The sequence below is a fragment of the Lysobacter silvisoli genome, from assembly GCF_003382365.1.
Lineage (GTDB): Bacteria > Pseudomonadota > Gammaproteobacteria > Xanthomonadales > Xanthomonadaceae > Lysobacter > Lysobacter silvisoli.
This window is the reverse complement of the sequence record NZ_QTSU01000002.1, coordinates 505,963-529,571: the sequence shown is the minus strand read 5'-3', so window position 1 is coordinate 529,571 and position 23,609 is coordinate 505,963. Positions and strand designations below refer to the sequence as shown.

Below are 23,609 nucleotides of genomic sequence, written 5' to 3'. Positions count from 1 at the left end.
CCCAGCGAAGCGGCCGCCGTGCATGCACGCCACGTCTTTCGCAGGAGGGTTCCCATGCGCACCATCCGCTACGCCGTGCTGTCGCTGTGCCTGTTGCTGTCGTCCAACGCCCATGCCCTGGTCGCCGGCGGCATGGTCGCCATCGACCGGCAGTGGCCGGCCACCGAACTGGGCTATCTGGACCTGAGCTTCCCCACCACCATCACCGACGAGCCGGGCAAGGACGGCTACACCTACTGGGCGCACCAGTTCTGGTTCAAGGGCGGCGACGGCGGCTACGTCGGTCTGCAGCAGCGCGACGGCCACAACAAGGCGCTGAACTTCTCGATCTGGAAGGCCACCGGCTGGACCGCCGAACCGGGCACCCAATGCGCCTACTTCGATCACGAAGGCAGCGGCGTGCAGTGCTGGGTCGATTACGCCTGGCGCCAGCGCGTCACCTACGACATCCGCATCGTCGCCGAGGCGCCCGGGCGCTGGGCGGCCTACATCGACGACACCGCCGCCGGCACCCAGCGCAAGGTCGCCACCATCCAGGTGCCCGCGGCCTGGGGCGGCCTGACCAACCGCACCAACACCTTCCTGGAGGACTACGCCCAAGGCAGCCAGGAACGCGCCAGTTGCGCGGCCGTGCCGGCCAGCAGCGCGGTGCTGCATGCGCCGCGCGCCGAACAGGGCAGCGTGAGCCCGACTTCCAGCACCGCCACGACCTACGGCATCTGCGCCACGATCGCCCGCGCCGCATGCACGGCCGAGCAGGACTGCATCGCCGCGGCCAACGTCTACGGCACCCTGGGCAGCCCGCAGCGCCTGCTCAACGAACAAAGCAGCTATTGCCTGGACACCTTGTCCGGCGGCGCCCGCGCCGGTCTGTGGGATTGCTCGGCCAATGCCAACCAGCAGATCGAGCGCGACGACGGCTTCCGTCTGCTCATGCGCTCGCGCAGCAAGTGCCTGCAAGCCGATACCGACGGCAGGGTGCAGCTGGCCGATTGCGGCAACGGCGCGCGCCAGCGCTGGATGCCCATCCCCGGTTCCAACGAGCTGTACAACGTCGGCGCGCGCAAGTGCCTGGACCCGATGAGCGGCGCGGTGCGCGGCGCCTGGCTGCAAACCCACGCCTGCCTGGCCAACGGCTACCAGCGTTGGCGCCTGAAACCTTGACCGGCCGTTGCATATCGTGCCCCGCACGAGCCGGCCGGCCCCTACACCCCAACCGCGCGTGGCAAGCTGAAGGCGTAACCGGCCGCGGATGCAAAGGAGCACACCATGAACCGTAGAGATTTCATCCTGGCCGGCGCCGCGATCGGCGCCACCGCCCTGCTGCCGGAAACGCCGGCCTGGGCAGCCAAGCGCCGCGTGCGCCTGGGCCTGATCGGCACCGGCATGCGCGGCCAGGTGCTGATGCGCGAGCTGGTGCGGCGCGACGACGTGGAGCTGGTGGCGCTGTGCGACATCGAGCCGATCATGCTCGACCGCGCCCTGGCCATGGTCGACAAGGCCGGCAAGCCCGTGCCCAAGAGCTACGGCCGCGACGGCGACGTGCACGCCTACCGCCGCCTGCTCGCGCAGCGCGATCTGGACGGCGTGATCATCGCCACGCCCTGGGAGTGGCACGCGCCGATGGCGATCGAGGCCATGCAGGCCAAGATCCCGGTCGGCTGCGAAGTGGTCGCCGGCGTCAGCCTGCAGGACCATTGGGACGTGCTCGCCGCGCAACAGCGCACCGGCACGCCCTACATGCTGCTGGAGAACGTGTGCTACCGCCGCGACGTGATGGCGGTGCTGCAGATGGTGCGTGCAGGCCTGTTCGGCGAGCTGGTGCATCTGCAGGGCGGCTACCAGCACGACCTGCGCGCGGTGAAGTTCAACTCCGGCGACCCCGACCAGCCCTACGGCAGCGGCGTGGAGTTCGGCGCCAAGGGCTGGTCCGAGGCGCGCTGGCGCACCGAGCATTCCGTGCGCCGCAACGGCGAGCTCTACCCCAGCCACGGCATCGGCCCCTGCGCCATGTACACCGGCATCAACCGCGGCAACCGCTTCACCCACATCAACAGCTTCGCCAGCAAGGCGCGCGGCCTGCACGAGTACACGGTGGACAAGAGCGGCGGCAGCAGCCACCCCAGCACCCGGGTCAAGTTCAAGCTCGGCGACATCGTCACGACCACCCTGGCCTGCGAGAACGGCGAGACCATCCTGCTGCAGCACGACACCTCGCTGCCGCGGCCGTACTCGCTGGGCTTCCGCGTGCAGGGCACCCATGGCCTGTGGATGGACCTCAACCAGTCCGTGCACATCGAGGGCCGCAGCCCCGCGCACAAATGGGAACCGTTCCAGGGCTACCAGGACCAGTACGATCATCCGCTGTGGCGCAAGTACGCCGCCGAGGCGGCCGGCGCCGGCCACGGCGGCATGGACTACTTCGTGATCCACGCCTTCGTCGAAGCGCTGAAGGCCGAAGCGCCCATGCCCATCGACATCTACGACGCCCTGGCCTGGAGCGCGATCACGCCGCTGTCGGAACAGTCGATCGCCGAAGGCTTCAAGACCCTGGAGTTCCCGGACTTCACCCACGGCGCCTGGAAGTCGCGCAAGCCGATCTTCGCGTTCGACGCGACTTATTGACCCGGCTCGCACGTAGTTGATCGAAGAGCAAATCCTCCTCAACCCTCCTTTTCCAAAGGAGGGAGCAAAGCGGTTCAGCAGTTCCGGGCCACACGCCCCGTAGCCAGCTTTGCTTCCCCCTTTGGAAAAGGGGGATTGAGGGGGATTTGCTTTTGCTATGGTGAGCCCTCGCGGCTCAAAGCCTAGCCCGTCTTAGCGCCGTCAAAGTGCTTCCGGGCGACGGCCCCAGCGACCCACTTTGCCGCTCCTGTCCACACGGCCCTGGGCCATCGCCCCCCGTCTTCGGACCAATTGCGGGATAATTCCCCCCGGCCGGCGCCCCCGGCCGCGGCGTCGCCGCCACTTCGCCATCGCCAGGCCGCCGGTCGCGGGCCCGGGCGCGCGCCGCGACGCCTTCCTCCGCTACCCAATCCAGCCGCCAGCCATGAATACCGACTACCGCAAGCCGCTCCCCGGGACCGCGCTCGACTACTACGACGCCCGCGCCGCGATCGACGCCATCGCGCCCGGCGCCTATGCGCGCCTGCCCTACACCGCGCGCGTGCATGCGGAAAACCTGGTGCGCCGGGCCGAGCCGGCCAAGCTGGCCGCCTACCTGGGCCAGCTGATCGAACGCCGCCGCGACCTGGACTTCCCCTGGTTCCCGGCGCGCGTGGTCTGCCACGACATCCTCGGCCAGACCGCCCTGGTCGACCTGGCCGGCCTGCGCGACGCCATCGCCGAGCGCGGCGGCGACCCGGCGCAGATCAATCCGGTGGTGCCGACCCAGCTGATCGTCGACCACTCGCTGGCGGTGGAGGCGCCGGGCTTCGACCCGCAGGCCTTCGCCAAGAACCGCGCGATCGAGGACCGCCGCAACGAAGACCGCTTCCACTTCATCAACTGGACCAAGCTGGCGTTCAAGAACGTCGATGTGATCCCGCCGGGCAACGGCATCATGCACCAGATCAATCTGGAGAAGATGTCGCCGGTGATCCACGCCGATAACGGCGTGGCCTACCCCGACACCTGCGTGGGCACCGACAGCCATACCCCGCACGTAGACGCCCTGGGCGTGATCGCCATCGGCGTGGGCGGCCTGGAGGCCGAGAGCGTGATGCTGGGCCGCGCCTCGTGGATGCGCTTGCCCGATATCGTCGGCGTAGAGCTCGCCGGCAAGCCCGCGCCGGGCATCACCGCCACCGACATCGTGCTGGCCCTGACCGAGTTCCTGCGCAAGGAAAAGGTGGTCGGCGCCTACCTGGAATTCCGCGGCGAAGGCGCCGCCGCCCTGACCCTGGGCGACCGCGCCACCATCTCCAACATGGCGCCCGAGTACGGCGCCACCGCGGCCATGTTCTTCATCGACGACAAGACCATCGACTACCTGCGCCTGACCGGTCGCGAGGACGAACAGGTGCGTCTGGTGGAAACCTACGCCAAGCACACCGGCCTGTGGGCCGATGCGCTGGACACGGCCGAGTACGAGCGCACGCTGCGCTTCGACCTGTCGACGGTGGTGCGCAACATGGCCGGCCCGTCCAATCCGCACAAGCGCCTGCCCACTTCGGCCCTGGCCGAGCGCGGCATCGCCGGCGATCTGGCGCAAGCGCGCGAGCAGGAAGCGCAGGGCCTGATGCCCGACGGCGCGGTCATCATCGCCGCCATCACCAGCTGCACCAACACCAGCAACCCGCGCAACGTGATCGCCGCCGGCCTGCTCGCGCGCAACGCCAACGCGCGCGGCCTGACCCGCAAGCCCTGGGTCAAGACTTCGCTGGCGCCGGGCTCCAAGGCGGTGCAGCTGTATCTGGAAGAGGCCAAGCTGCTGCCCGAGCTGGAACAGCTGGGCTTCGGCATCGTCGCCTTCGCCTGCACCACCTGCAACGGCATGAGCGGCGCGCTGGACCCGAAGATCCAGCAGGAAGTGATAGCGCGCGACCTCTACGCCACCGCTGTGCTTTCGGGCAACCGCAACTTCGACGGCCGCATCCATCCCTACGCCAAGCAGGCCTTCCTGGCTTCGCCGCCGCTGGTGGTGGCCTACGCCATCGCCGGCACCGTGCGCTTCGACATCGAGAAGGACGCGCTGGGCACCGATGCCGATGGCCAGCCGGTATACCTGAAGGACCTGTGGCCCAGCGACGCCGAGATCGACGCCATCGTCGCCAGCAGCGTCAAGCCCGAGCATTTCCGCCGCGTCTACGATCCGATGTTCAAGTTCGGCGCGCAGCACGGCCAGTCGGTGAGCCCGCTGTACGACTGGCGCCCGCAGAGCACCTACATCCGCCGTCCGCCGTACTGGGAAGGCGCGCTGGCCGGCGAGCGCACGCTGCGCGGCATGCGCGCGCTGGCGGTGCTGGGCGACAACATCACCACCGACCACCTCTCGCCGTCGAACGCGATCATGCTCGACAGCGCCGCCGGCGAGTACCTGGCCAAGATGGGCCTGCCGGAAGAGGACTTCAATTCCTACGCCACCCACCGCGGCGATCACCTCACCGCGCAGCGCGCTACCTTCGCCAATCCCAAGCTGCTCAACGAAATGGTGCGCGACGAGGCCGGTAACGTGCGCCAGGGTTCGCTGGCGCGGATCGAGCCGGAAGGCCAGGTCACGCGCATGTGGGAGGCGATCGAGACCTACATGGAGCGCCGTCAGCCGCTGATCATCGTCGCCGGCGCCGACTACGGCCAGGGTTCCTCGCGCGACTGGGCGGCCAAGGGCGTGCGCCTGGCGGGCGTGGAGGCCATCGTCGCCGAAGGCTTCGAGCGCATCCACCGCACCAACCTGATCGGCATGGGCGTGCTGCCGCTGGAATTCCAGGCCGGCACCAACCGCATCAGCCTGGGCCTGGACGGCACCGAGACCTACGACGTCATCGGCGAGCGCACCCCGCGCGCGACCCTGACCGTGGTCATCCACCGCCGCAACGGCGAGCGAGTGGAAGTGCCGGTGACCTGCCGCCTGGACACCGCCGAAGAAGTGTCGATCTACGAAGCCGGCGGCGTGCTGCAGCGCTTCGCCAACGATTTCCTGGAGTCGGCGCAGGCGGCTTGAAAACAGGGCGCGGCGCCCGCGCAAGCCGGCGCTGCCCCGGATCGTCATCCCCGCGTAGGCGGGGATCCAGGGCTTCATCCAGGCATGACGCTGAAGTCTTTGGATTCCCGCTTTCGCGGGAATGACGAGCAAGAGCGACATCGCAACTCCAGCTTTCCCAATCACCAACGCCGAGCCCGACCCCCATGGCCCATCCCCCGCAAATCCGCATCCCCGCCACCTACATGCGCGGCGGCACCAGCAAGGGCGTGTTCTTCCGCCTGCAGGACCTGCCGGTCGCGGCGCAGACGCCGGGCACGGTGCGCGACGCGCTGCTGCGCCGCGTGATCGGTTCGCCCGATCCCTACGCCAAGCACACCGACGGCATGGGCGGCGCGACGTCCAGCACCAGCAAGTGCGTGATCATCGCGCGCTCGGAGGTGCCCGATCACGACGTGGATTACCTCTACGGCCAGGTCAACATCGAAAGCGGCTTCATCGACTGGAGCGGCAACTGCGGCAACCTGTCCTCGGCGGTGGGCCCGTTCGCGATCGCCGCCGGCCTGATCGACCCGGCGCGCGTGCCGCGCGACGGCGTGGCCGTGGTGCGCATCTGGCAGGCCAACATCGGCAAGACCATCGTCGCCCACGTGCCCATGACCGCGGGCGAGGTGCAGGAAACCGGCGACTTCGAACTTGACGGCGTGACCTTTCCGGCCGCGGAAATCCAGCTCGAATTCCTGGACCCGGCCGACGAAGGCGAGGGCGGTGGGGCCATGTTCCCCACCGGAAATCTGGTCGACGAACTCGAAGTGCCGGGCGTGGGCACGTTCCAGGTCACCATGATCAACGCCGGCATCCCCACCATCTTCATCGATGCGGCCGCGCTGGGTTACACCGGCACCGAGTTGCAGGACGCGATCAACGGCGACAAGGACGCGCTGGCGCGGTTCGAAGCGATCCGCGTGCAGGGCGCGCTGCGCATGGGCCTGATCGACAGCCCCGAGCAGGCCGCCACGCGCCAGCATTCGCCCAAGGTCGCCTTCGTCGCGCCGGCGCAGGACTACGTGTCCTCGGCCGGCAAGCGCATCGCCGCCACCGAGCTCGACCTGCATGCGCGCGCGCTGTCCATGGGCAAGCTGCACCACGCCATGATGGGCACGGCCGCGGTCGCCATCGCCACCGCCGCCTCGGTGCCGGGCACCCTGGTCAACCGCGCCGCCGGCGGCGGCGAGCGCGAGGCCGTGCGCTTCGGCCATCCCTCCGGCACCCTGCGCGTCGGCGCGCAGGCGCGCCAGGTCGACGGCCAATGGACCGTGACCAAGGCGGTGATGAGCCGCAGCGCGCGCGTGCTCATGGACGGCTGGGTGCGCGTGCCCGGCGACTCGTTCTGAAGCGTGGGCGCGGCCGCGCGCCGCGCCCTCGCAAGATCGGGTTCGACCCGATCCGGCGTTCGGGCGGGTAGCGCCGCACGCGACTGGCTTCCGGCCGTGCGACTGCGGCGCCAGGGCCGGGCCGCGACAATTGCTATCGGCAGAACATAGGCCGCACGCCTGTTACTCCGGCGGCAGCGGCGTAGCCTCGGCAGGCGTGGACGGTGCGCCAGCGCCGTCCGGAGGCGCAACGCATGATCGACGGCCGGACCTCGCTATCGCCGCAGCACGCACTGCGCGTCTTGTGCATGCTCGCCCTGCTGCTGGCGCTGGCCGCCTGCGAGCGCGCGCCGCCGCGCAAGCTGGTGATCGTCGGCGGCCCGCATCGCGAAGGCGCGGGCCGCCACGACTATCCGGCCGGCGTACGCGCGTTGCAGCGCCTGATCGAGACCTCCCCCGATACCCGCGACGCGTTCGCCGTGGTCGCCTATCCCGACGGCTGGCCGCAGAACCCGGCCGCCTTCGACGATGCCGCCGTGGTGATCTGGTACTTCGACGGCCTGGACCGCCACCCGCTATGCGATCCCGCGCGCCGCGCCGCGTTCGCCGCCGCGATGCGCCGCGGCACCGGACTCATCGCCCTGCACCAGGCCTCGACCGTGCCGCCCAGCGACGATCTGGGTTTGACCCCATGGCTGGGCGGCGTGCGCGTGGGCATGTACGACCGCAGCACGCAGTGGGCGCAGCTGCAACCGCGCGCGGCGCATCCGGCCACGCAGGGCCTGAGCCCCTTCGGCTATCGCGACGAGTTCTATCCCAGCTTCCGCTACGCCACCGGTGGCACCCGCACCGCGTTGCTGAGCGCGGACCTGCATCCGCAATTCCGCGACGGCCGCGCGCTGTTGGAAGACCGTGCCGAGCGCACGGACCTAGCCTGGGCCTACGAGCGCGAGGGCGGCGGGCGCAGCGTGGTCTTCAGTGGTGCGCACTACTTGGAATCATTGCACCAGGCCGGTGTCGCGCGCCTGCTGCTCAATGCCGCGCTGTGGACCGCCGATGCGCCGGTGCCGGAAGCGGGCGCTGCGCTGCCGGCCTTGCCGGCGCCGGCCGCCATGCCGCCCGCGCCCACGGCGACCGTGGCACGCGCGACCGTGGCACGCGCGACCTTCCACGTGGACAGCGAGCGCAGCGGCTGGCGTTCCGACGAGCGCGTGCTCGCGCCCGACAACGTCGATGAGCGCGGCTTCGGCCTGGTCTGGGAATCGCCGCCGCTGGACGCGGTGGATGGCCAACCGCCGCGGCTGTATGCCTCGCCGCTGTATATCGACCGCCTGACCCTCGGCGACGGGCCGCAGCGCGGGCAGACCTTCGCCGTGGTCATCGCCGCCAGCAGCAACGGCTACGTCTACGCCATCAACGCCGCGCGCCAGGGCGATCTGGCGCCCGGCCGCATCCTCTGGCGCAGGCGCCTGAGCGAGCCCTGCCGCTTGCAGCCCGCGCCCTTGGACGGCGTGCCCACCGGTGTGCTCAGCACGCCCATCGCCGACGTCGCGCGCGGGCGTTTGTACGTGACCCACTGCGACGCCCAACAGCGTTGGCAGGCCTACGCGCTGGACCTGAGCAGCGGCGCGGTGCAGCCGGGTTGGCCGGTGCGCCTGGACGAGGACACGTTCAACACGCTCAATGCCAACCAGGGCCCCAGCCGCGTGCCGCCCACGCGCCGCTACGACTTCCGCGTGCAGCGCGGCGCGCTCAACCTCAGCCCCGACGGCCGCCAGCTGTACGTGGTGTTCGGCGAAACCGAGACCGGCTGGCTGGTATCGGTGGACACCGATCGCGCACGCGTGCGCAGCGCCTTCGCCGCCGTGGCCATGCCACACCGCGGCAGCGGCGGTATCTGGGGTGCGGGCGGTCCCGCGGTGGATCGGGAAGGGCAGGTGTACGTGGTCACCGGCAGCGGATTCGAAGGCTACCGCGACGCGCCCCACGACTGGACCCAATCGGTGCTCAAGCTGGCGCCGCCGGCCGCGGGCGGCTTCGTGCTGCGCGGCACCTACACGCCGTTCAACCATTGCAGCAGCGCCAAGATGGACATCGACCTGGGCTCCGGCGGCATCGCGCTGTTGCGCGCGCCCGCGCAGGCCGGCGCGCCGCGGCTGCTGGCCTTGGGCGGCAAGCAGGGCAATGCCTATCTGCTGGATCGCGACCGTTTGCCGGGCCGCCTCGATCGGCGGCCCCCGTGCAGCCAGGACGCCGCCAGCGACGGCTCGTTGCTGCCGCCAACCGCGCAGCCGCAATTCGGCACGCGCGGCCCGCTGAACGTATTCGGTCCCTATTCGGAGCAGGACGCCGCGCTGGACCTCGCGCGCTCGCGCTCGGTGCCGGCGACTTTCCGCGACGCCCAGGGCCACGATTACCTCTACCTCAGCGGCAGCACCAAGCGCGCGCCGGGCTCCGCCGACAGCGTGGCGCCGTCGCTGGTGCGCTTGCAGGTGGAGCGCCCCGCCGGCGGTGCGCCGTACCTGCGCATCGACCGTCGCGCCGACCGGGTCATGAAGAATCCGGGTTCGCCCGTGGTCACCAGCAGGGGGGCCGATCGCGCCATCGTTTGGGTGCTGGACGAAAACGCACCGCGCTCGGCCCAGCTCAGCGGCACCGGCGCGCCACAGCCGGTGCTGTACGCCTTCGACGCGGCTACGCTGAAGGAGCTGTGGCGCAGCGCGCCCGGTGAGCTTCACACCAGCGGCAAGTACAACGAGCCGGCTTTCGGCGGTGGCCAGGTTTACGTCGGCACCGATCGCATCCAGGCGTTCGGTTTGGGCGGACGGCGCACGGCGGCGCGACCGGTGGCCGCGCCCGCTCCGGTCGACGCCTCGCCTGTCGCCGCCTCGCCGCTCTCACCGTCGCTCAGCCCCGCCGCCCTCTACGCCCAGCGCTGCGCCGCCTGCCACGACCATCCCCAGGGCAACATCCCGCCGCGCGCCGTGCTGGCCACCCGGCCCAAGGACCGCATCGTCGAAGCGCTCAGCCGTGGCGTCATGCGGCCACAGGCGGCTGGCCTGGACGAGCGGCAGGTTCGGGCGTTAGCGGATTACCTCCGCCAATGAACGCATGGATTCCCTTGCTGCTGATCCGCACTTTTAGCTTTGCCTGCGCTCTGCCCTCACCCCAACCCCTCTCCCGCAAGCGGGAGAGGGGCTAAAGCAACGGCGCCGGACGCATCCCCTCTCCCGCTTGCGGGAGAGGGGCTAAAGCAGCGGCGCCGGACGCATCCCCTCCCCCGCTTGCGGGAGAGGGGCTAAAGCAGCGGCGCCGGACGCATCCCCTCTCCCGCTTGCGGGAGAGGGTTAGGGTGAGGGGGTGAGCGCGAAGCGCGAATGCTCTTGATTCAAACACCGCCACCAATCGGAGTAGGCCTCCCACACGCCCACCAGCGCGCCTCAAGCCGAGCCCCAGCCCATGTCCGTCGCCACCCTGCAATCCCTTTTCGGCTACAAAGCCTGGGCCAACGCCGAACTGTTCGCGCTTCTGGCCAAGGTGCCGTCGGAGCACATTGTCCAGTTGCATGCCTGCATCCGCACCCTCAACCATGTCTACGTCACCGACCGAATTTTCCGCGCCCACCTCAGCGGCGCGCCGCGGCCGTTCGACGCCACCAACACCGAAGACACTCCGACCCTGGCGCAACTGCAGGCCGACGTTCAAGCCACGGACGCCTGGTACCTGGACTACGCCGCCGGCCTGACCGAGCCGGTGCTGGGCGAGGTGCTGGATTTCCGCTTTACCGACGGCGACCGCGGCCGCATGTCCCGGGAGGAAATGTTGCTGCACGTCATCACCCACGGCGGCTATCACCGCGGCAACGTCGGCGAGCTGCTCGGTTCCATCGGCATGGCCGCACCGCGCGATCTGTATACGAAGTTCCTGCACCAGAGCGAGCCGGCGCGGCGCGGAAACTAACGCCGGCCGGTGCCCGCCGGCGGCCCTGGACCCGCCCCCCGAAGCCAGGCGTATGATGGCTCCGCCCGCCGCGAAGGAACCCGACGGCAAACACGGCCTCCGCCGGCAGGCGCAGTTCGCAGGACACGCCCGACGCCTACCCACCCCTTCAGGGAGGAAGTGGAATGCTCAAGCGACTCATGTCCATCTTTCGCGACGAGCCGCCGCCGCCGCAACCGCCGCCGCAGCAGCCGCAAGGCCCCGGCGCTCCGCAGCAGGCGCAGCAGCCTCACCAGGCCGCCGTGCCGCCGGTGCAATCCGTCCAGCCCGCCTTCGACCACGCCGACCCCCGGTTCGCGCTGGATGCGCCAGGCCGCGAACGCTTGCAGGCCTTGGACCCGGGCGTGCGCCAGGACGTGGTGGCCGCGTTCAAGCCGTCGGACGATTACATTTCCGCTCGCGGCGTCACGCTGCAGAGTCTGATGGACATGAACGACCGTGAGCTGCCGGAGATGCTGTGGGCCAGCAAGCAGTTCGGCGCGCTCAAGCCCGACGACCGGGCCGAGATCGTGAGGTCGCTGGATAATCCGCACAGCTTCATCAGCCTGGCGCGCATGGACGTGCGCGAGCTCATGCTGGTGCCCGACAAGGAACGCCCCAACCTGGTCAAGCAGAGCAACGACTTCGCTGCCAAGAACGCGGACAAGTGGAATGGCGGGCCGCGCGACGAGCAGACCGCCGAGGCACTGGGCGAGCAGTTTTTCAGTAAGAAGATGCTGCACATGTACGGCACCATCGGCTTCAGCAATCAGGTGCCGCTGAACGAAACCATGCGTTACCAGTACGCCTTCGTCAACGCAGCGAAGCTAGGTTTCGACATGCCCAACGTGCAGGCGAATGTGGACCTGTCCAAGCTGGAACGACGCGAAGCCGAGCCGTTCCGCCATGAACTGCGCAACAGCGCCGCCCGCGACTTCGTCCAGACCGCACAGACCTTCGGCACCGTCATGGGCGTGGAGCACACCATGGTCGGTCGCGGCGTGGACAGCGGCGAGCAACAGAGAGCCCAGTCGTCCGGCCATCCGCAGATTAAGTAGCGAGCGCACCCACCCGCCCGGCCCGGTTCGGCACCACCGTCAGCGTTTCAGGAGGCCTCATGCAACGTCTCACCCTAGCGGCGGCATTGCTCATGTTCTCGGCGACCACGCAGGCTTACGAATGGCCGCTGGGCGTGCCCAGCGATTCCAAGGCGCAGCACTACATCCTGGAGATCGGCGGCAAATGGCCGGGCCGCACCGCCATCACCAAACGCACCGATGCCAGGGGCACCACCTACGCCAAGCGCTTCTACGACTGCCTCAACCACAGCGTGAAGTTCCTGGGCACGGGCGATACGTTGGCGCGGATGGCGCTGTCCAAGTCCGAAGCCGACATGACGCCCATCGCGGCCGAGTCGGTGGCCGATTACGTAGGTCGCGAGGCCTGCAAGCGCTAGCGATTGCGGCCATCGGGATGGGCGGCCGTTCGGCATTTGCCGTTTTGCGCAGTAGCATCCCCCAATGGACTCCCTGATCGCCGCCGCCGGGCGCGCCCTGGCCGTGGGCGACGCGCTAGGCGCGCTCAAGCTTGTGGCCCTGCGCGAAGATCCGCCGGCCTTGGCCCTGCGCGGCATCGCGATGGCGCAGCTGGGCGACTACCCGCGGGCGCGGGATTTGTTGCGGCAGGCGGCGCGCGGCTTCGGGCCGCGAGAGGAGCGCGCGCGGGCGCGCTGCGTGGTGGCGGAGGCCGAAGTGGCCTTGGCGATGCGCGAGTTGGGCGGTGCGCCGCGAACCCTGACCGAGGCCGGGGCGGCGTTGGCCGCGCGCGGGGACCTGGCCAACGCCTGGCAGGCGCAGCTGATCGCGGTACGGCGGCTGCTGCTGTTGGGGCGTCTGGACGAAGCGGGTGCGGCGCTGGCGGCGCTGGATGCGTCGGCCTTGCCGCCGGCTTTGGCCGCGGTGGCGGAACTGGCGACGGCCGAACTGGCGCTGCGGTCTTTGCGGACCGCAACAGCGCGGGCCGCGCTGCAGCGCGCGGCCGCGGCCGCGGCCCACGCACAGGTGCGCGCCCTGCAGGCGGAAGTGGAGGAGGCGCGCGTCTCCTTGAGTCGACCGGCCGCGCGCCTGATCCACGGCGGGCACGAGCAACCCCTGCGCCTGGACGAAGTGGAGGCGCTATTGGCCTCGGATGCGTTGGTGGTGGATGCGTGCCGGCGCGGACTGCGCAACGGCGCGGCTCGGCAGCCGTTGGCGCGGCGGCCGGTGCTGTTCGCCCTGCTGCGCGCCTTGGCCGAAGGCTATCCGGGCGATGTGGAGCGCAACGCGCTGATCGCGCGGGTATTCCGCACGCGCAAGCCCGACGACACGCATCGCGCGCGTCTGCGCGTGGAGATGGGGCGCTTGCGCAAGACCATCGCGGCGATGGCGGAGATCGAAGCCACGCCGGAGGGCTATGCCTTGAAGCCACGCGGCGGCGGCAAGGTGGCGGTACTGGCACCGCCCATCGACGGCGAGCAGGCTTCGCTGCAGGCGCTGTTGGCCGACGGCGCGGCCTGGTCGACCTCGGCCTTGGCCCAGGCGCTGGGCGACAGCCAGCGCACGGTGCAGCGCGCGCTGGCGGAGCTGGAGGCGGCAGGAAGGGTGCGTTCCATCGGCCGGGCCCGTGCCCAGCGCTGGCTGGCGCCGTCGCTGGCCGGATTCGCGACGATCTTGTTACTCCCCGCCGCGCTGCCGGCTGAGTAGATTGGCCCCATGGCGCCATGACGTGCGCCTTCAGGAGACCGCCATGAACCGCAAGTCCGAGCAGCAAGCCACCGCAATGCCCGTGAGCACCGCCGAGATCGTGCGCGAATATGCGCCCCTGGGCAGCGGCGGCGACATCGGCGGCGTGACTTACGACGGCCGCGATGTCTGGGCCGCCGCCGGTTCCCGGGTGATCGCGCTGGACCCGGCCAGCGGCGAGATCGTGCGCAGTCTGGACTGCGCCGCGCACGCGGGCACCGCGTTCGACGGCAAGCATCTGTACCAGATCGTCGAAGCGCGCATCGACAAGATCGATCCGGCCACCGGCGACGTGCTGGCGTCGATCCCGGCGCCCGGGCAGGGCGGCGATTCCGGCTTGACCTGGGCCGAAGGCAGCCTATGGGTGGGCCATTACCGCGAGCGCAAGATCTACCAGATCGATCCGAACAACGGCGCGGTGCTGCGCACGATCGAGTCCAACCGCTACGTGACCGGCGTGACCTGGATGGACGGCGAGCTGTGGCACGGCACCTGGGAAGGCGACGAAAGCGAGCTGCGCCGCATCGACGCCCACACCGGCGAGGTGCGCGAACGCCTGGCCATGCCGGCCGGCACCAACGTGAGCGGCCTGGAGTACGACGGCGCGGATTTGTTCTATTGCGGCGGCGGCCCCACCGGCAAGATCCGCGCCGTGCGTGCGCCCAGGCGCGCCGCCGGCTGAGCCCTGCGGCGCGCTGCGCCGACCCGAATCTCTTTCCCGCCGACCTGCGGCTTCGACGCCGCAGACGGCAACGCCTTGCCGACGCACAGGCGCCGGCCTACACCCCACGAGGAACGCACATGAACACCGCGATCGCCGATACCGGCATTACCGACCACCCCGTCGTGTCCCGCGCGCAATGGCTGGCCGCGCGCAAGGCGCTGCTGCAGCGCGAGAAGGAACTGACCCGCCTGCAGGACCAGATGGCGCGGGATCGCCGCGCGCTGCCCTGGGTCAAGGTGGAGAAGGACTATGTGTTCGACACCCTGGACGGGCCGCGCCGGTTGGCCGAGCTGTTCGACGGCCGCAGCCAGCTGATGGTGCAGCACTTCATGTTTGCGCCGGGCTGGGAGCAGGGTTGCAAGAGCTGCTCCTACATGGCCGACCACAACGACGGCGCCAACCTGCACCTGCCGCAGCGCGACGTGACCCTGGTGGCGGTGTCGCGCGCGCCGCTGGCCGAGCTGGAGCGCTTCCGCCAGCGCATGGGCTGGAAGTTCAATTGGGTGTCGTCCTACGGCACCGATTTCAATCGGGATTTCGGCGTGAACTTCGATCCGGACGCCATGTCGACCGGCAAGGTCGATTACAACTACGTGCGCCAGCCGTTCCCGCACGAAGAGGCGCCCGGCATCAGCGTGTTTTACCGCGACGAGGCCGGGCAGGTGTTCCACACCTATTCGACCTACGGCCGCGGCGTGGAAGTGATGATGCACACCTACCCGCTGCTGGAACTCACGCCCAAGGGCCGCGACGAGGACGAGCTGGAGTACACCATGGCCTGGGTGCGCCACCACGACCGTTACGAGAACGCGGCCAAGCCGGCCGCGTCCTGCTGCTCGACGCAATCCTGAGCGCGGGCGAAGGAGCCGTGTCGTGGACGCTTGGTGGCCATGGCTGGCGGTGGCGGGCTTGGGCGCCTTGCACGGCCTGAGCCCCGCCAACGGCTGGATGTTCGCCGCGGCCTGCGGCCTGCGCGCCGGCGATGGCGCGCAGGCCAGGCGCGTGTTGCTGCCCATCGCGTTGGGGCACACGGTGTCGGTGGGCGTGGTGGTGATGGCGGTGATGCAGGGCGTGTTGATGGATCGCGTACTGGTGCAGCGCGCCGCCGGTGCGCTGCTGATCGCGGCGGCGGTCTGGCGCGGTTTGCGTCCGTCGGCGCCGGCTGCGAACCGCGTCCACAGCGATCACGCCGGCATTGCGCTGTGGTCCTGTCTGATGGCCACCGCGCAGGGCGCCGGCTTGATGCTGGTACCGGCGCTGGTGCCGCTGTGCATGGCCGGCACGCCCGCGCGCGAGATCGCTGCGCGCGGTTCCGTGCCGCTGGCTGTGGCGGCGATGACGCTGCACCTGGCGGCGATGCTGCTGGTGACCGGCGCTATCGCCGGCGGTGTTTGCCGCGGTCTTGCGCATCGCCCCGCGTGGTTCGGCGCGACGCAGGCGCGGCGCGCGTGGACGGCGGCGATGGGCGGTGTGGGGCTGTGGTTGCTGCTTGGGCTTTAACTGCGAGCCGCAGCGCCGTCGCGCCGCTACAAACCCAGGCAAGCCTTCAGATCAGCCGGCATCGACGCCGGATCGTCCAGTTCGTAGGTCTTGCCCTGATTCACCGCGGCGGTGGAGCCTTCCTGCAAGGTCACCCCGCGCACCACGCTGCCCAGCTCGTCCTCGCTCAGCGAGCCCAGCAAGGTATCGCGGCTGTAGGTCTTGCCCGGATTGTCCTTGCGCAGCTCCTTGAGCAGGGCGGCGGTGTAGGCCTCGGGATCGTTGCCCTTGTTGAGCACCGCGCCGTTGTCGGGCGGCGCATGGGTGGCGGCGAACTGGTAGAGGCTGCGGCCCTTGTTGGCCTGCAGCCACTGGTACAGCGCGTGGATGCCGGTGGGCAGGTCGGGGAAGATCGCGAAGCTCTGGCAGGTCTGATAGGCGCCGTAGTCGGCGCGGTTCTTCAGGCAGGTGAGCGCGCCGGGGTTGTTGTTGCGCCAGGTCGGGCGGCCGCCCACCTTGACCACATCGCGGTAGCGCACGTAGTCCTGGCCCTTGCAGCTGCCGACCACCGGCTCGGGATCGCGCGGCCAGTTGCAGGCCAATCCGTCGAGTTGATCGCGGAACTCCTGCATGCTCTTGGCGCAGGCGCCCTTGTCCGAGACCTTGGCGAAGCGTACGTAGCAGTTGGCGTAGGTGACGTTGCACACGTTGTTGACCGTGTCGGCGAGCTTGCGGCAGCTCTCGGCGTCTTTATGGCAGGGCACGTTGGCGCGGTCGGCGCACCAGGGCAGATGCGGATGGCTGTCGTCGGTGGCCGGTTTGCATTCCTCCACCTTGGCCACCGGCGGCGGCGCGGCCAGCGCGGCGCCGGCGCAGAGCAGGGCGGCCAGGGTCAGGGGGCGCAGGGCCCGAGCTTGCAGGGGAAGAAGTTGCAGGGTCATGTCACGCTCCTTGTGCGGCCGATGCGGCGGCTCTGAAGGAGCGTAACGCGGTGGCGTTGCCGCGGCGGACATAAAAAAGCCAGGGCGGAAGGCTCCGCCCTGGCCAACGCATGCAACGCTATGGCATCAGCCCTTGGGCTGCGCGCATCCCTTGTTGAGCGTGGCGACCAGCTGGGCATTGGCGTCGGTCAGCGCCGCCGACAGGGCTTCGAAAGCCTCGTCTTCGGAACCGTTCCAGTTCATGGTCGCGGACTGGGCGCGGATCACGAACGGCGCCTGATCGTCGACCTGCACGCTGTACACGGCCACCGGGATCTTGGTGACCTGGTTCTGGGTCAGGTACAGCTGCTTGATCTGCACGCTAACCTGGCGCGTGGCCGCGTCGGCTGCCGGATCGTCGGCCACGGCCATGCCGGTCTTGCGCAGTTGCTCGCGCACCAGCGTGGGCGCGTCGTCCAGCATCAGCTGGTGACGGCCCAGGCCGCCGGCGTGATTGCGGTCGGCGCGCAGGTCGGCCACTTCGGTCAGGCGATAGGCGCAGCTCAGGCGCGGCAGCTTCCTGGCCGCGACCGGCGCGGCCGCGGCCAGACGCTCGGAGCGGACCATGACCTGATTGACGGGGCGGGCGCAGGCGCTCAGCGCCAGCGCGGCCGCCACGGCCAGGACCAGCGCGCGGCTCACAGGCCGCCCGCGCCGGTGTCGGCCGGCGCCGGCGTGGCGTCGGCGGCGGGCGCGGCCTGCACGGCCGGCGCGGCGGCCGGCGCCGTTGCGGCGTCCGCTGCCGGCACCGCGGCTTCGGCCACCGGCGGCGCGACCGGCGTGGCGGCGGCCGCCATCGCGGTCATCTTGCCGGCGTTGAGCAGCTCGTAGCCGTTGAGGCTCTGCATCCAGCTGTTGCCGCTGCGCACCCACACGTGTTCCTGGGTGTTGCGCAGCGCGCGGCCGCGGTAGATGCGGCCGGAGAACGGGATCTTGTCGTTCTTGACCTTGGCCGCCGCCTCGGTGCGGCCGGCGGCGGAGAAGTCGTAGGCCAGCATGTCGGTGACTTCGGCGATGCCGCGGTTCACCAGGCTTTCCACGCCGGCCGGGCCCATGCTCAGCCAGCGGCGGTCGATCGCGCCTTCTTCGCCGGGCACGTCGGTGACGGTGTACTGGTACGCGTACGGGCGGCTATAGCGGATGGTTTCCTTGAGCTTGCCGTTGCTCTTGCGCTCGCGGTGCACGTAGCGCACGTCCATGCGCACGGCCAGGCCGTCGAGGTTGTAGGAGAACGAATAGCGCGGGGTGATCACCAGCACGTCGCGCGGCAGGGTGCCGTCGTCCTTGGCCTTGGCCGCGTCCCAGGGCGTGGCCATCACGGCGATCTGCGGATTGGGCGAGAAGCCTTCGCGCGCCAGGGTCGCGCGCAGCGCCTGCTCCATGCGTTCGTTGAAGCGGTAGTCGAGCAGCAGGTTGCGCAGGTCGGCCACGCGCTTCTCGGCGTTCTTGGTCTGCGAGTTCTGCACCGCACTGCCGATCAGCGCGCCGATCAGGCCGAACTGCGAACCCATCGCCGAGGCGGTGTTGGGCACGTCGATGGCCACTTCCTGCTGGCTCATCACCAGCTCGACCGGCAGGTTCTGGGCGATCGGATTGGGCAGCGCAACGGGCTTGGCCGCCGCGGCGCTGAACGAAATGCAAACGGCGGCCAGCGCCGCCATCGTACGAACGAACATGAGTGTCCCCTGTAAGCATCGGTCACGCCGCCCCCCGGCGGCGGCCGCCAAGACGGCGGCCGCTGGAGTTTTTCACGACCGGGCAGGGCCGTAAATGGCCGTGCGCCAGGACGGGCGACGAGCCGAATATCCGCTGCGGCGGGCAGTGAGCAGCGGCCCGAGCCACGCCCAAGTCCGCCGGCGCGGCAGTCCGGGCAGGGCGGCCGGGGCGGCCTGAATGGGCGCTGGTGCGGGCCGGAGCGGTCGTGGATGATGCCTGCGTTGCGGCCGCGCGCCTGTGCGCCGCCGCCGACTGGCCACCCTGGAGCTGCACATGACGATCTCGGACGAACCCACCTGCCTGCGCCGCCCGTCGGCGCTGGCCGCGCTGCTGCTCGCACTGGCCGGCGCTGCCGTGTTGCCCGCGCCCGCGCTCGCCCAAGGCTATCCCTGCGGCGGTGGCCCCGGGCCGGGCGAAGTGCAGATCGGCACCACGGGCGGCTCGCACGGCATCGCCGTGATTCCGGTGTGCGCGCCAGCGGGCGGTGGCGGCGGCTACGACTCGGGCCCGTCGGGCGGCGCGCCCCGCTACGCGCCGGGCATCGCGGTCGACAACTTCGTCGCCGTCGCCGGCCACCCGGGCATCTCCGACGTGTGGGCCACGCTGGGCCAGTACCGGTTGGACGCCGCCGAGGCGGTGGTGATGGATGCCTGCAACAAGACCATGGGCGGCGGCTGCACGGTGCTGTACTCGGGCCGCAACGTGTCGGTGGTGGTGACGCGCGACAAGCAGGGCAAGATGCGCGTGGCCGCCGGCCAGGACCCGAAGCAGGTACTGAAGGACCTCAAGGCGGTGTGCAAGAGCCAGGGCACCTCGTGCAGCTTCGACAAGGCCTTCCACGCCACGCAGCGCGAAGAGGCGGTGATGGCCACGGCAGTCTTGCGCGATGACTTCGACCGCGAGGGCGTGTTCAAGGAGTACTACTTCCCGCCGCGTTCGACGGTGCCGCTGCCCAGGCGCGGCGTGCCGGACGCGGGCTACGGCGTGGGCGGTGTGCTCACCAGCAAGCTGCCGGAGCTGCCGGGCATCCGCAACGTGCACTATTCCGACAAGGGCGCCTGGCTGCTGCGCTCCGGCGACCGCAAAGGGCTGGGCTGCTCGCTGACCTACGTGCGCGACGACCAGCGCGTGCTGTTCGTGGGTCCGACCAAGACCGAACCGCGCGGCGCGTTGATGATTTCCAGCAAGGCGCTGCCGGACACGGCCGAGCCGCGCGAAACCTCGGCGACCATGACCGGCGACCGCGGCAGCGTGAAAGTACGCGTGTTCCACATGCCCACCGGCGTGGCGAACGAATCGCTGCTGATCATGCCGACCGACCTGGTGGCCACCATCGCGTCGATCTCCGACAGCTCGCCGCTGGGCATCGAGCTGGACGGCAAGCCGGTGGTGAAGATGCAGATCGAAGGCGGCGCCAAGGCGCGCGCCGCCATGCAGCAGTGCATGCGGCGCTGAGCCTGCGCCGAGCGAATCCATTCCCCGGTACGAGGCCATGGCGATGAAGGCAGCTCATGGATTGGCGTCGATGGTGTTGATCTGGGTCGCGCTGATGGCGGCGCCGGCCATGGCGACGGTGGTGGCCACGCAGTCCGGCCGCGTGCAAGGCGCGAGCGCGGACGGCGTGCTGGCCTACAAGGGGTTGCCCTATGCCGCGCCGCCCGTGGGCGAGTTGCGCTGGCGCGCGCCGCGCGCGCCGGAGCCCTGGACCGGGGTGCGCCGCGCCGATGCCTACGGGCCGGCCTGCATGCAGACGCCGGGCGCGGCGGCGCGCGAAGGCGCCGGCGATGTCGGGCCGCTGAGCGAGGACTGTCTTAGCCTCAATCTGTGGACGCCGGCGGCGGACGCGGGCAAGCGGCCGGTGCTGGTGTGGATCCACGGCGGCGGGCTGGTGCTGGGCGCGGGCAGCCAGAGCGCTTACGACGGCGCGCCCCTGGCGCGTCGCGGCGTGGTGGTGGTCACGCTCAACTACCGCCTGGGCGCGCTGGGCTTCTTCGACCATCCCGCTTTCGACGCGGGCCAGACCCGCGGGCCGGTCAACTTCGGCCTGCTCGACCAGATCGCGGCGCTGCGCTGGGTGCGCGACAACGTCGCCGCGTTCGGCGGCGATCCCGGCAACGTGACCGTGCTGGGCGAGTCGGCCGGCGGCATGAGCGTGCTGGCCTTGTTCGCTTCGCCGCAGGCGCGCGGCCTGTTCCATCAGGGCATCGCCCAGAGCGCGCCCGGCGTTCCCAGCGCCACCCGCGAGCGTGCGCGCGAAGTGTCGGCAAACATCGCCACGGCGGTGGGGCTGGACGGCGCGCGCGCCACCGCCGCACAGTTGCGCGCGCTGCCGGCGCAACGCCTGTTCGGATTGCAGGGGCAGGGCCTGAGCCTGGCGCCCGGCTTCGTGATCGGCGACGCGGCCTTGCCGCAGACCATCCTGTCCGCGTTCGAGCAGCGCCGGCAGGCCCGGGTGCCCCTGATCCTGGGCAACAACAGCGATGAGGCCACAGTGGCCGCGTCGTTCGGCGTGGACCCGGCCAAGGTGGTGCAGCGATTGGGCGCCGCGCGCATCTTCGTCAAGGCGCTCTACCCCGGCGTGTCCGATCCGGCGCAGCAGGGCCGCGAGGCCGTGCGAGATCTGGTGTTCACCGCCTTCGCGCGCCGCATCGCCATGCTGCATGCGCCGGTGGCGCCGACCTGGCGCTACTACTTCAGCCATGTGCAGACCGATCTGCAGCCGCAGCCGCCGGGTGTGGCCCACGGCGGCGAGATCGTCTACGCCCTGGGCACCGGCGAGGTTTGCGGCTGCCTGCCGGTACCGATGTCCGCGGCCGATCGCGCGGTGTCCACGGCGATGAGCGGCTATTGGCTGGCCTTCGCGCGCAACGGCGTTCCGGCGGTCGCGGGTGTGCCGGCGTGGCCGCGCGATACCGCCGCCTCGCCGCAGGTGCTGGAGTTCGCCGCCGCGCCGGTGCTGCGCCCGCGTTTCATGGGCGCGCGCTTGGGGACCATGATCGTGGCGCTCAAAAACATAGGCCGCTACCTGGACCGCAAGTAAGCCGGCATCGTCCCTTGGCCATTCCCACGCCCCCGCCGCAGTCCGTCGCCGTGCACGAGGAGGCGACGCGTTCGCTGCCCCCGTTCTGGCTGCCGGTGCTGGCGGGCTTGCCGTTGGCCGCGTGCCTGCTGCTGATCGCGCTGCCCAATCTGGAGTACGGCGCGGCCATGGCCACGCGCACCGCGCATCTTTCCGCGCTGGTGTTGTGGCTGCTGCCGCTGACCTGGCTGCAGCGCGCGTTGTGGCGGCGCGAACTGGCGCCATGGGCGATGGCGGGCCTGCTGCTCGTGGCCACTTATGCGATGGCGTTGTCGGTGCGCCTGGCGGCGATGGTCGTCGCGGCGCTGGCGGCGGGCCGCACGCCCGCACCGACGTTCGACGAGAGCCTGCTGCTGCGCGGCCTGGAGGGGCCCTGGCTGGCGCTGATCGCGTACTGCGCCCTGCACGCGATGGTGATCTATTACACCCAGTTCCGCGACGAGCAGCTGCGCCGCGTACAGGCGCAGGCGCTGGCGCGCGAGGCCGAACTGATGGCGCTGCGCTATCAGTTGCATCCGCATTTCCTGTTCAACACCCTTAACGCCATTTCCAGCCTGATGGCCGACGGGCGCGGGCGCCAGGCGCAGCAGATGCTCGCGCGCCTGGGCGAGTTCCTGCGCGCCACCCTGGACGGCGCGCGCGGGCACGAGGTCTGCCTGGCCGACGAACTCAGCCTGACCGAGGCCTACCTGGACATCGAGAAGGCGCGCCTGGGCGAGCGCCTGCAGTTGCAATGGCAGTTCGGCCCCGATGTGCTGGACGCGCGGTTTCCGTATCTGTTGTTCCAGCCCTTGGTCGAGAACGCGATCCGCCACGGCATCGCGCCGCGCAGCGAGCCCGGTCGGCTCGATCTGCGGGTGCAGGCGTTGGAGGGACAATTGCAGGTGGAGGTGGTCAACGATTTGCCGAAGACGTCCCTGCCGTCCGGGACCGATGCCGGCACGGGCCTGGGGCTACGCAACGTCCGCGAACGCCTGGACAAGCTTTACCCAGGGGCATACACCTTGCAGGCCGCTCGCGACGACGACGGGCGCTACCGCGTGCGCCTGCGCCTGCCGCTGCGCCTGGGCGCGGACGGGGCGCCGGCATGATCCGGGTAGCGGTGATCGACGACGAGCCGCTGGCGCGCGACGGCGTGATCGCGCGCCTGGCCGAGCACTCCGACATCGAGGTGGTCGCGCAGTACGGCGACGGCCCTGCGGCGCTGGCCGGCCTGCGCGAGATCTCGCTCGATCTGGCGTTCGTGGACGTGCAGATGCCCGAGCTCAACGGCCTGGACGTGCTCGCGGCCTTGCCGCCCGCACAACGGCCGCTGGCGATCCTGCTCACCGCCTACGACGCGTTCGCGATACGCGCCTTCGCCCTGAACGCGGTGGACTACCTGCTCAAACCGGTGGACGAGGAGCGCTTCGCCGAGGCGTTGGAACGCGCCAGGCAGATGCTGGCCTGGCGCCGCCGGGATGCGCATGCCTGCGCCGACGACACGGTCGCGGCCGCGCCGCGGCCGGCCTCGCGTCTGGCGGTGCGCATCGGCCGGCGCGAGGTCTATGTCGACGTGGACGATATCGAATGGATCCAGGCCGACGGCGACTACGCCTCGCTGCACGTGGATGGCCGCACCTACCTGCTGCGCGAGTCCCTGCACCGTCTGAGCGCGCGTCTGAATCCGGAGCGCTTCGTGCGCGTGCACCGCTCCTCGATCGTGCGCGCCGACCAGGTGGTGGAGCTGCGCCAGCTGATCAATCGCGACGCGGTGCTGCGGCTGCGCGACGGCACGCCCTTGCGGGTCAGCCGCACCTACATCGATCGGCTGACCGCGGTGCTGCGCGAATGCGGCGGTAGCGTCTAGGCCGGCAGGC

19 protein-coding genes are annotated in these 23,609 nt (G+C 70.3%); 16 read left to right on the top strand and 3 right to left on the bottom strand.

Annotation, left to right across the window (positions count from 1 at the left end):
- The first annotated feature begins 54 nt into the window (after window positions 1–54).
- The 12 genes from DX914_RS13590 (at window position 55) to DX914_RS13535 (ending at window position 15,996) form a co-directional block, all read left to right on the top strand.
- On the top strand, window positions 55–1,164 hold the full coding sequence (locus DX914_RS13590; protein WP_115859651.1) for an RICIN domain-containing protein: 1,110 nt from the start codon (window positions 55–57) through the stop codon (window positions 1,162–1,164).
- Between the two features lie 105 nt (window positions 1,165–1,269).
- Complete coding sequence (locus DX914_RS13585; protein ID WP_115859650.1) at window positions 1,270–2,625, top strand: Gfo/Idh/MocA family protein; 1,356 nt, start codon at window positions 1,270–1,272, stop codon at window positions 2,623–2,625.
- A 424-nt stretch (window positions 2,626–3,049) separates the two neighbouring features.
- Window positions 3,050–5,662 carry a Fe/S-dependent 2-methylisocitrate dehydratase AcnD gene (gene acnD, locus DX914_RS13580; RefSeq protein WP_115859649.1) on the top strand — a complete coding sequence of 871 codons (2,613 nt, stop codon included), beginning with the start codon at window positions 3,050–3,052 and terminating at the stop codon, window positions 5,660–5,662.
- A gap of 185 nt (window positions 5,663–5,847) precedes the next feature.
- A complete protein-coding gene (gene prpF / locus DX914_RS13575) occupies window positions 5,848–7,035 on the top strand; it encodes a 2-methylaconitate cis-trans isomerase PrpF (protein ID WP_115859648.1) in 1,188 nt (395 codons plus the stop codon).
- A 203-nt stretch (window positions 7,036–7,238) separates the two neighbouring features.
- Entirely contained in the window at window positions 7,239–10,121 is a 2,883-nt protein-coding gene (locus DX914_RS13570) for a ThuA domain-containing protein (RefSeq protein WP_147300676.1), read from the top strand.
- A gap of 352 nt (window positions 10,122–10,473) precedes the next feature.
- Window positions 10,474–10,974 (top strand): DinB family protein, encoded by a 501-nt coding sequence (locus tag DX914_RS13565; RefSeq protein WP_115859646.1) that lies wholly within the window; start codon window positions 10,474–10,476, stop codon window positions 10,972–10,974.
- A gap of 164 nt (window positions 10,975–11,138) precedes the next feature.
- Window positions 11,139–12,050, top strand: a complete 912-nt coding sequence (locus DX914_RS13560) for a hypothetical protein (protein ID WP_147300675.1) — start codon at window positions 11,139–11,141, stop codon at window positions 12,048–12,050.
- 59 nt (window positions 12,051–12,109) lie between these two features.
- Window positions 12,110–12,448, top strand: a complete 339-nt coding sequence (locus DX914_RS13555) for a hypothetical protein (RefSeq protein WP_147300674.1) — start codon at window positions 12,110–12,112, stop codon at window positions 12,446–12,448.
- A 64-nt stretch (window positions 12,449–12,512) separates the two neighbouring features.
- A complete protein-coding gene (locus DX914_RS13550; protein WP_115859643.1) occupies window positions 12,513–13,733 on the top strand; it encodes a helix-turn-helix domain-containing protein in 1,221 nt (406 codons plus the stop codon).
- Window positions 13,734–13,776: 43 nt separating this feature from the next.
- Complete coding sequence (locus DX914_RS13545; RefSeq protein ID WP_231118271.1) at window positions 13,777–14,454, top strand: NHL repeat-containing protein; 678 nt, start codon at window positions 13,777–13,779, stop codon at window positions 14,452–14,454.
- Window positions 14,455–14,573: 119 nt separating this feature from the next.
- Window positions 14,574–15,347 (top strand): DUF899 domain-containing protein, encoded by a 774-nt coding sequence (locus DX914_RS13540; RefSeq protein WP_115859642.1) that lies wholly within the window; start codon window positions 14,574–14,576, stop codon window positions 15,345–15,347.
- Between the two features lie 22 nt (window positions 15,348–15,369).
- Window positions 15,370–15,996 (top strand): hypothetical protein, encoded by a 627-nt coding sequence (locus DX914_RS13535; protein WP_115859641.1) that lies wholly within the window; start codon window positions 15,370–15,372, stop codon window positions 15,994–15,996.
- Window positions 15,997–16,022: 26 nt separating this feature from the next.
- Here DX914_RS13535 and DX914_RS13530 read toward each other — a convergent pair whose 3' ends face one another.
- The 3 genes from DX914_RS13530 to DX914_RS20395 all read right to left on the bottom strand — a co-directional run bounded on the left by DX914_RS13530 (window position 16,023) and on the right by DX914_RS20395 (window position 18,631).
- Window positions 16,023–16,916, bottom strand: a complete 894-nt coding sequence (locus tag DX914_RS13530; RefSeq protein WP_115859640.1) for a hypothetical protein — start codon at window positions 16,914–16,916, stop codon at window positions 16,023–16,025.
- A gap of 126 nt (window positions 16,917–17,042) precedes the next feature.
- The gene (locus DX914_RS13525) at window positions 17,043–17,597 is read right to left on the bottom strand and encodes a hypothetical protein (RefSeq protein ID WP_115859639.1); all 555 of its coding nucleotides are present in this window, start codon (window positions 17,595–17,597) and stop codon (window positions 17,043–17,045) included.
- Window positions 17,594–18,631: a hypothetical protein gene (locus tag DX914_RS20395; RefSeq protein WP_196778908.1), complete on the bottom strand. Its 1,038-nt coding sequence runs from the start codon at window positions 18,629–18,631 to the stop codon at window positions 17,594–17,596. The genes DX914_RS13525 and DX914_RS20395 overlap by 4 nt, the downstream gene beginning before the upstream one ends.
- Before the next feature lie 313 nt (window positions 18,632–18,944).
- Between DX914_RS20395 and DX914_RS13515 the strand changes: the two genes are divergently transcribed.
- From DX914_RS13515 to DX914_RS13500, 4 genes are all read left to right on the top strand, one after another.
- Window positions 18,945–20,126 carry a DUF4189 domain-containing protein gene (locus tag DX914_RS13515; RefSeq protein WP_147300673.1) on the top strand — a complete coding sequence of 394 codons (1,182 nt, stop codon included), beginning with the start codon at window positions 18,945–18,947 and terminating at the stop codon, window positions 20,124–20,126.
- A 70-nt stretch (window positions 20,127–20,196) separates the two neighbouring features.
- Complete coding sequence (locus DX914_RS13510) at window positions 20,197–21,711, top strand: carboxylesterase/lipase family protein (protein WP_158549295.1); 1,515 nt, start codon at window positions 20,197–20,199, stop codon at window positions 21,709–21,711.
- 14 nt (window positions 21,712–21,725) lie between these two features.
- The gene (locus DX914_RS13505; protein WP_115859636.1) at window positions 21,726–22,841 is read left to right on the top strand and encodes a sensor histidine kinase; all 1,116 of its coding nucleotides are present in this window, start codon (window positions 21,726–21,728) and stop codon (window positions 22,839–22,841) included.
- A complete protein-coding gene (locus tag DX914_RS13500) occupies window positions 22,838–23,599 on the top strand; it encodes a LytR/AlgR family response regulator transcription factor (protein WP_115859635.1) in 762 nt (253 codons plus the stop codon). Before DX914_RS13505 ends, DX914_RS13500 begins: the two co-directional genes overlap by 4 nt.
- Window positions 23,600–23,609 lie beyond the last annotated feature (10 nt).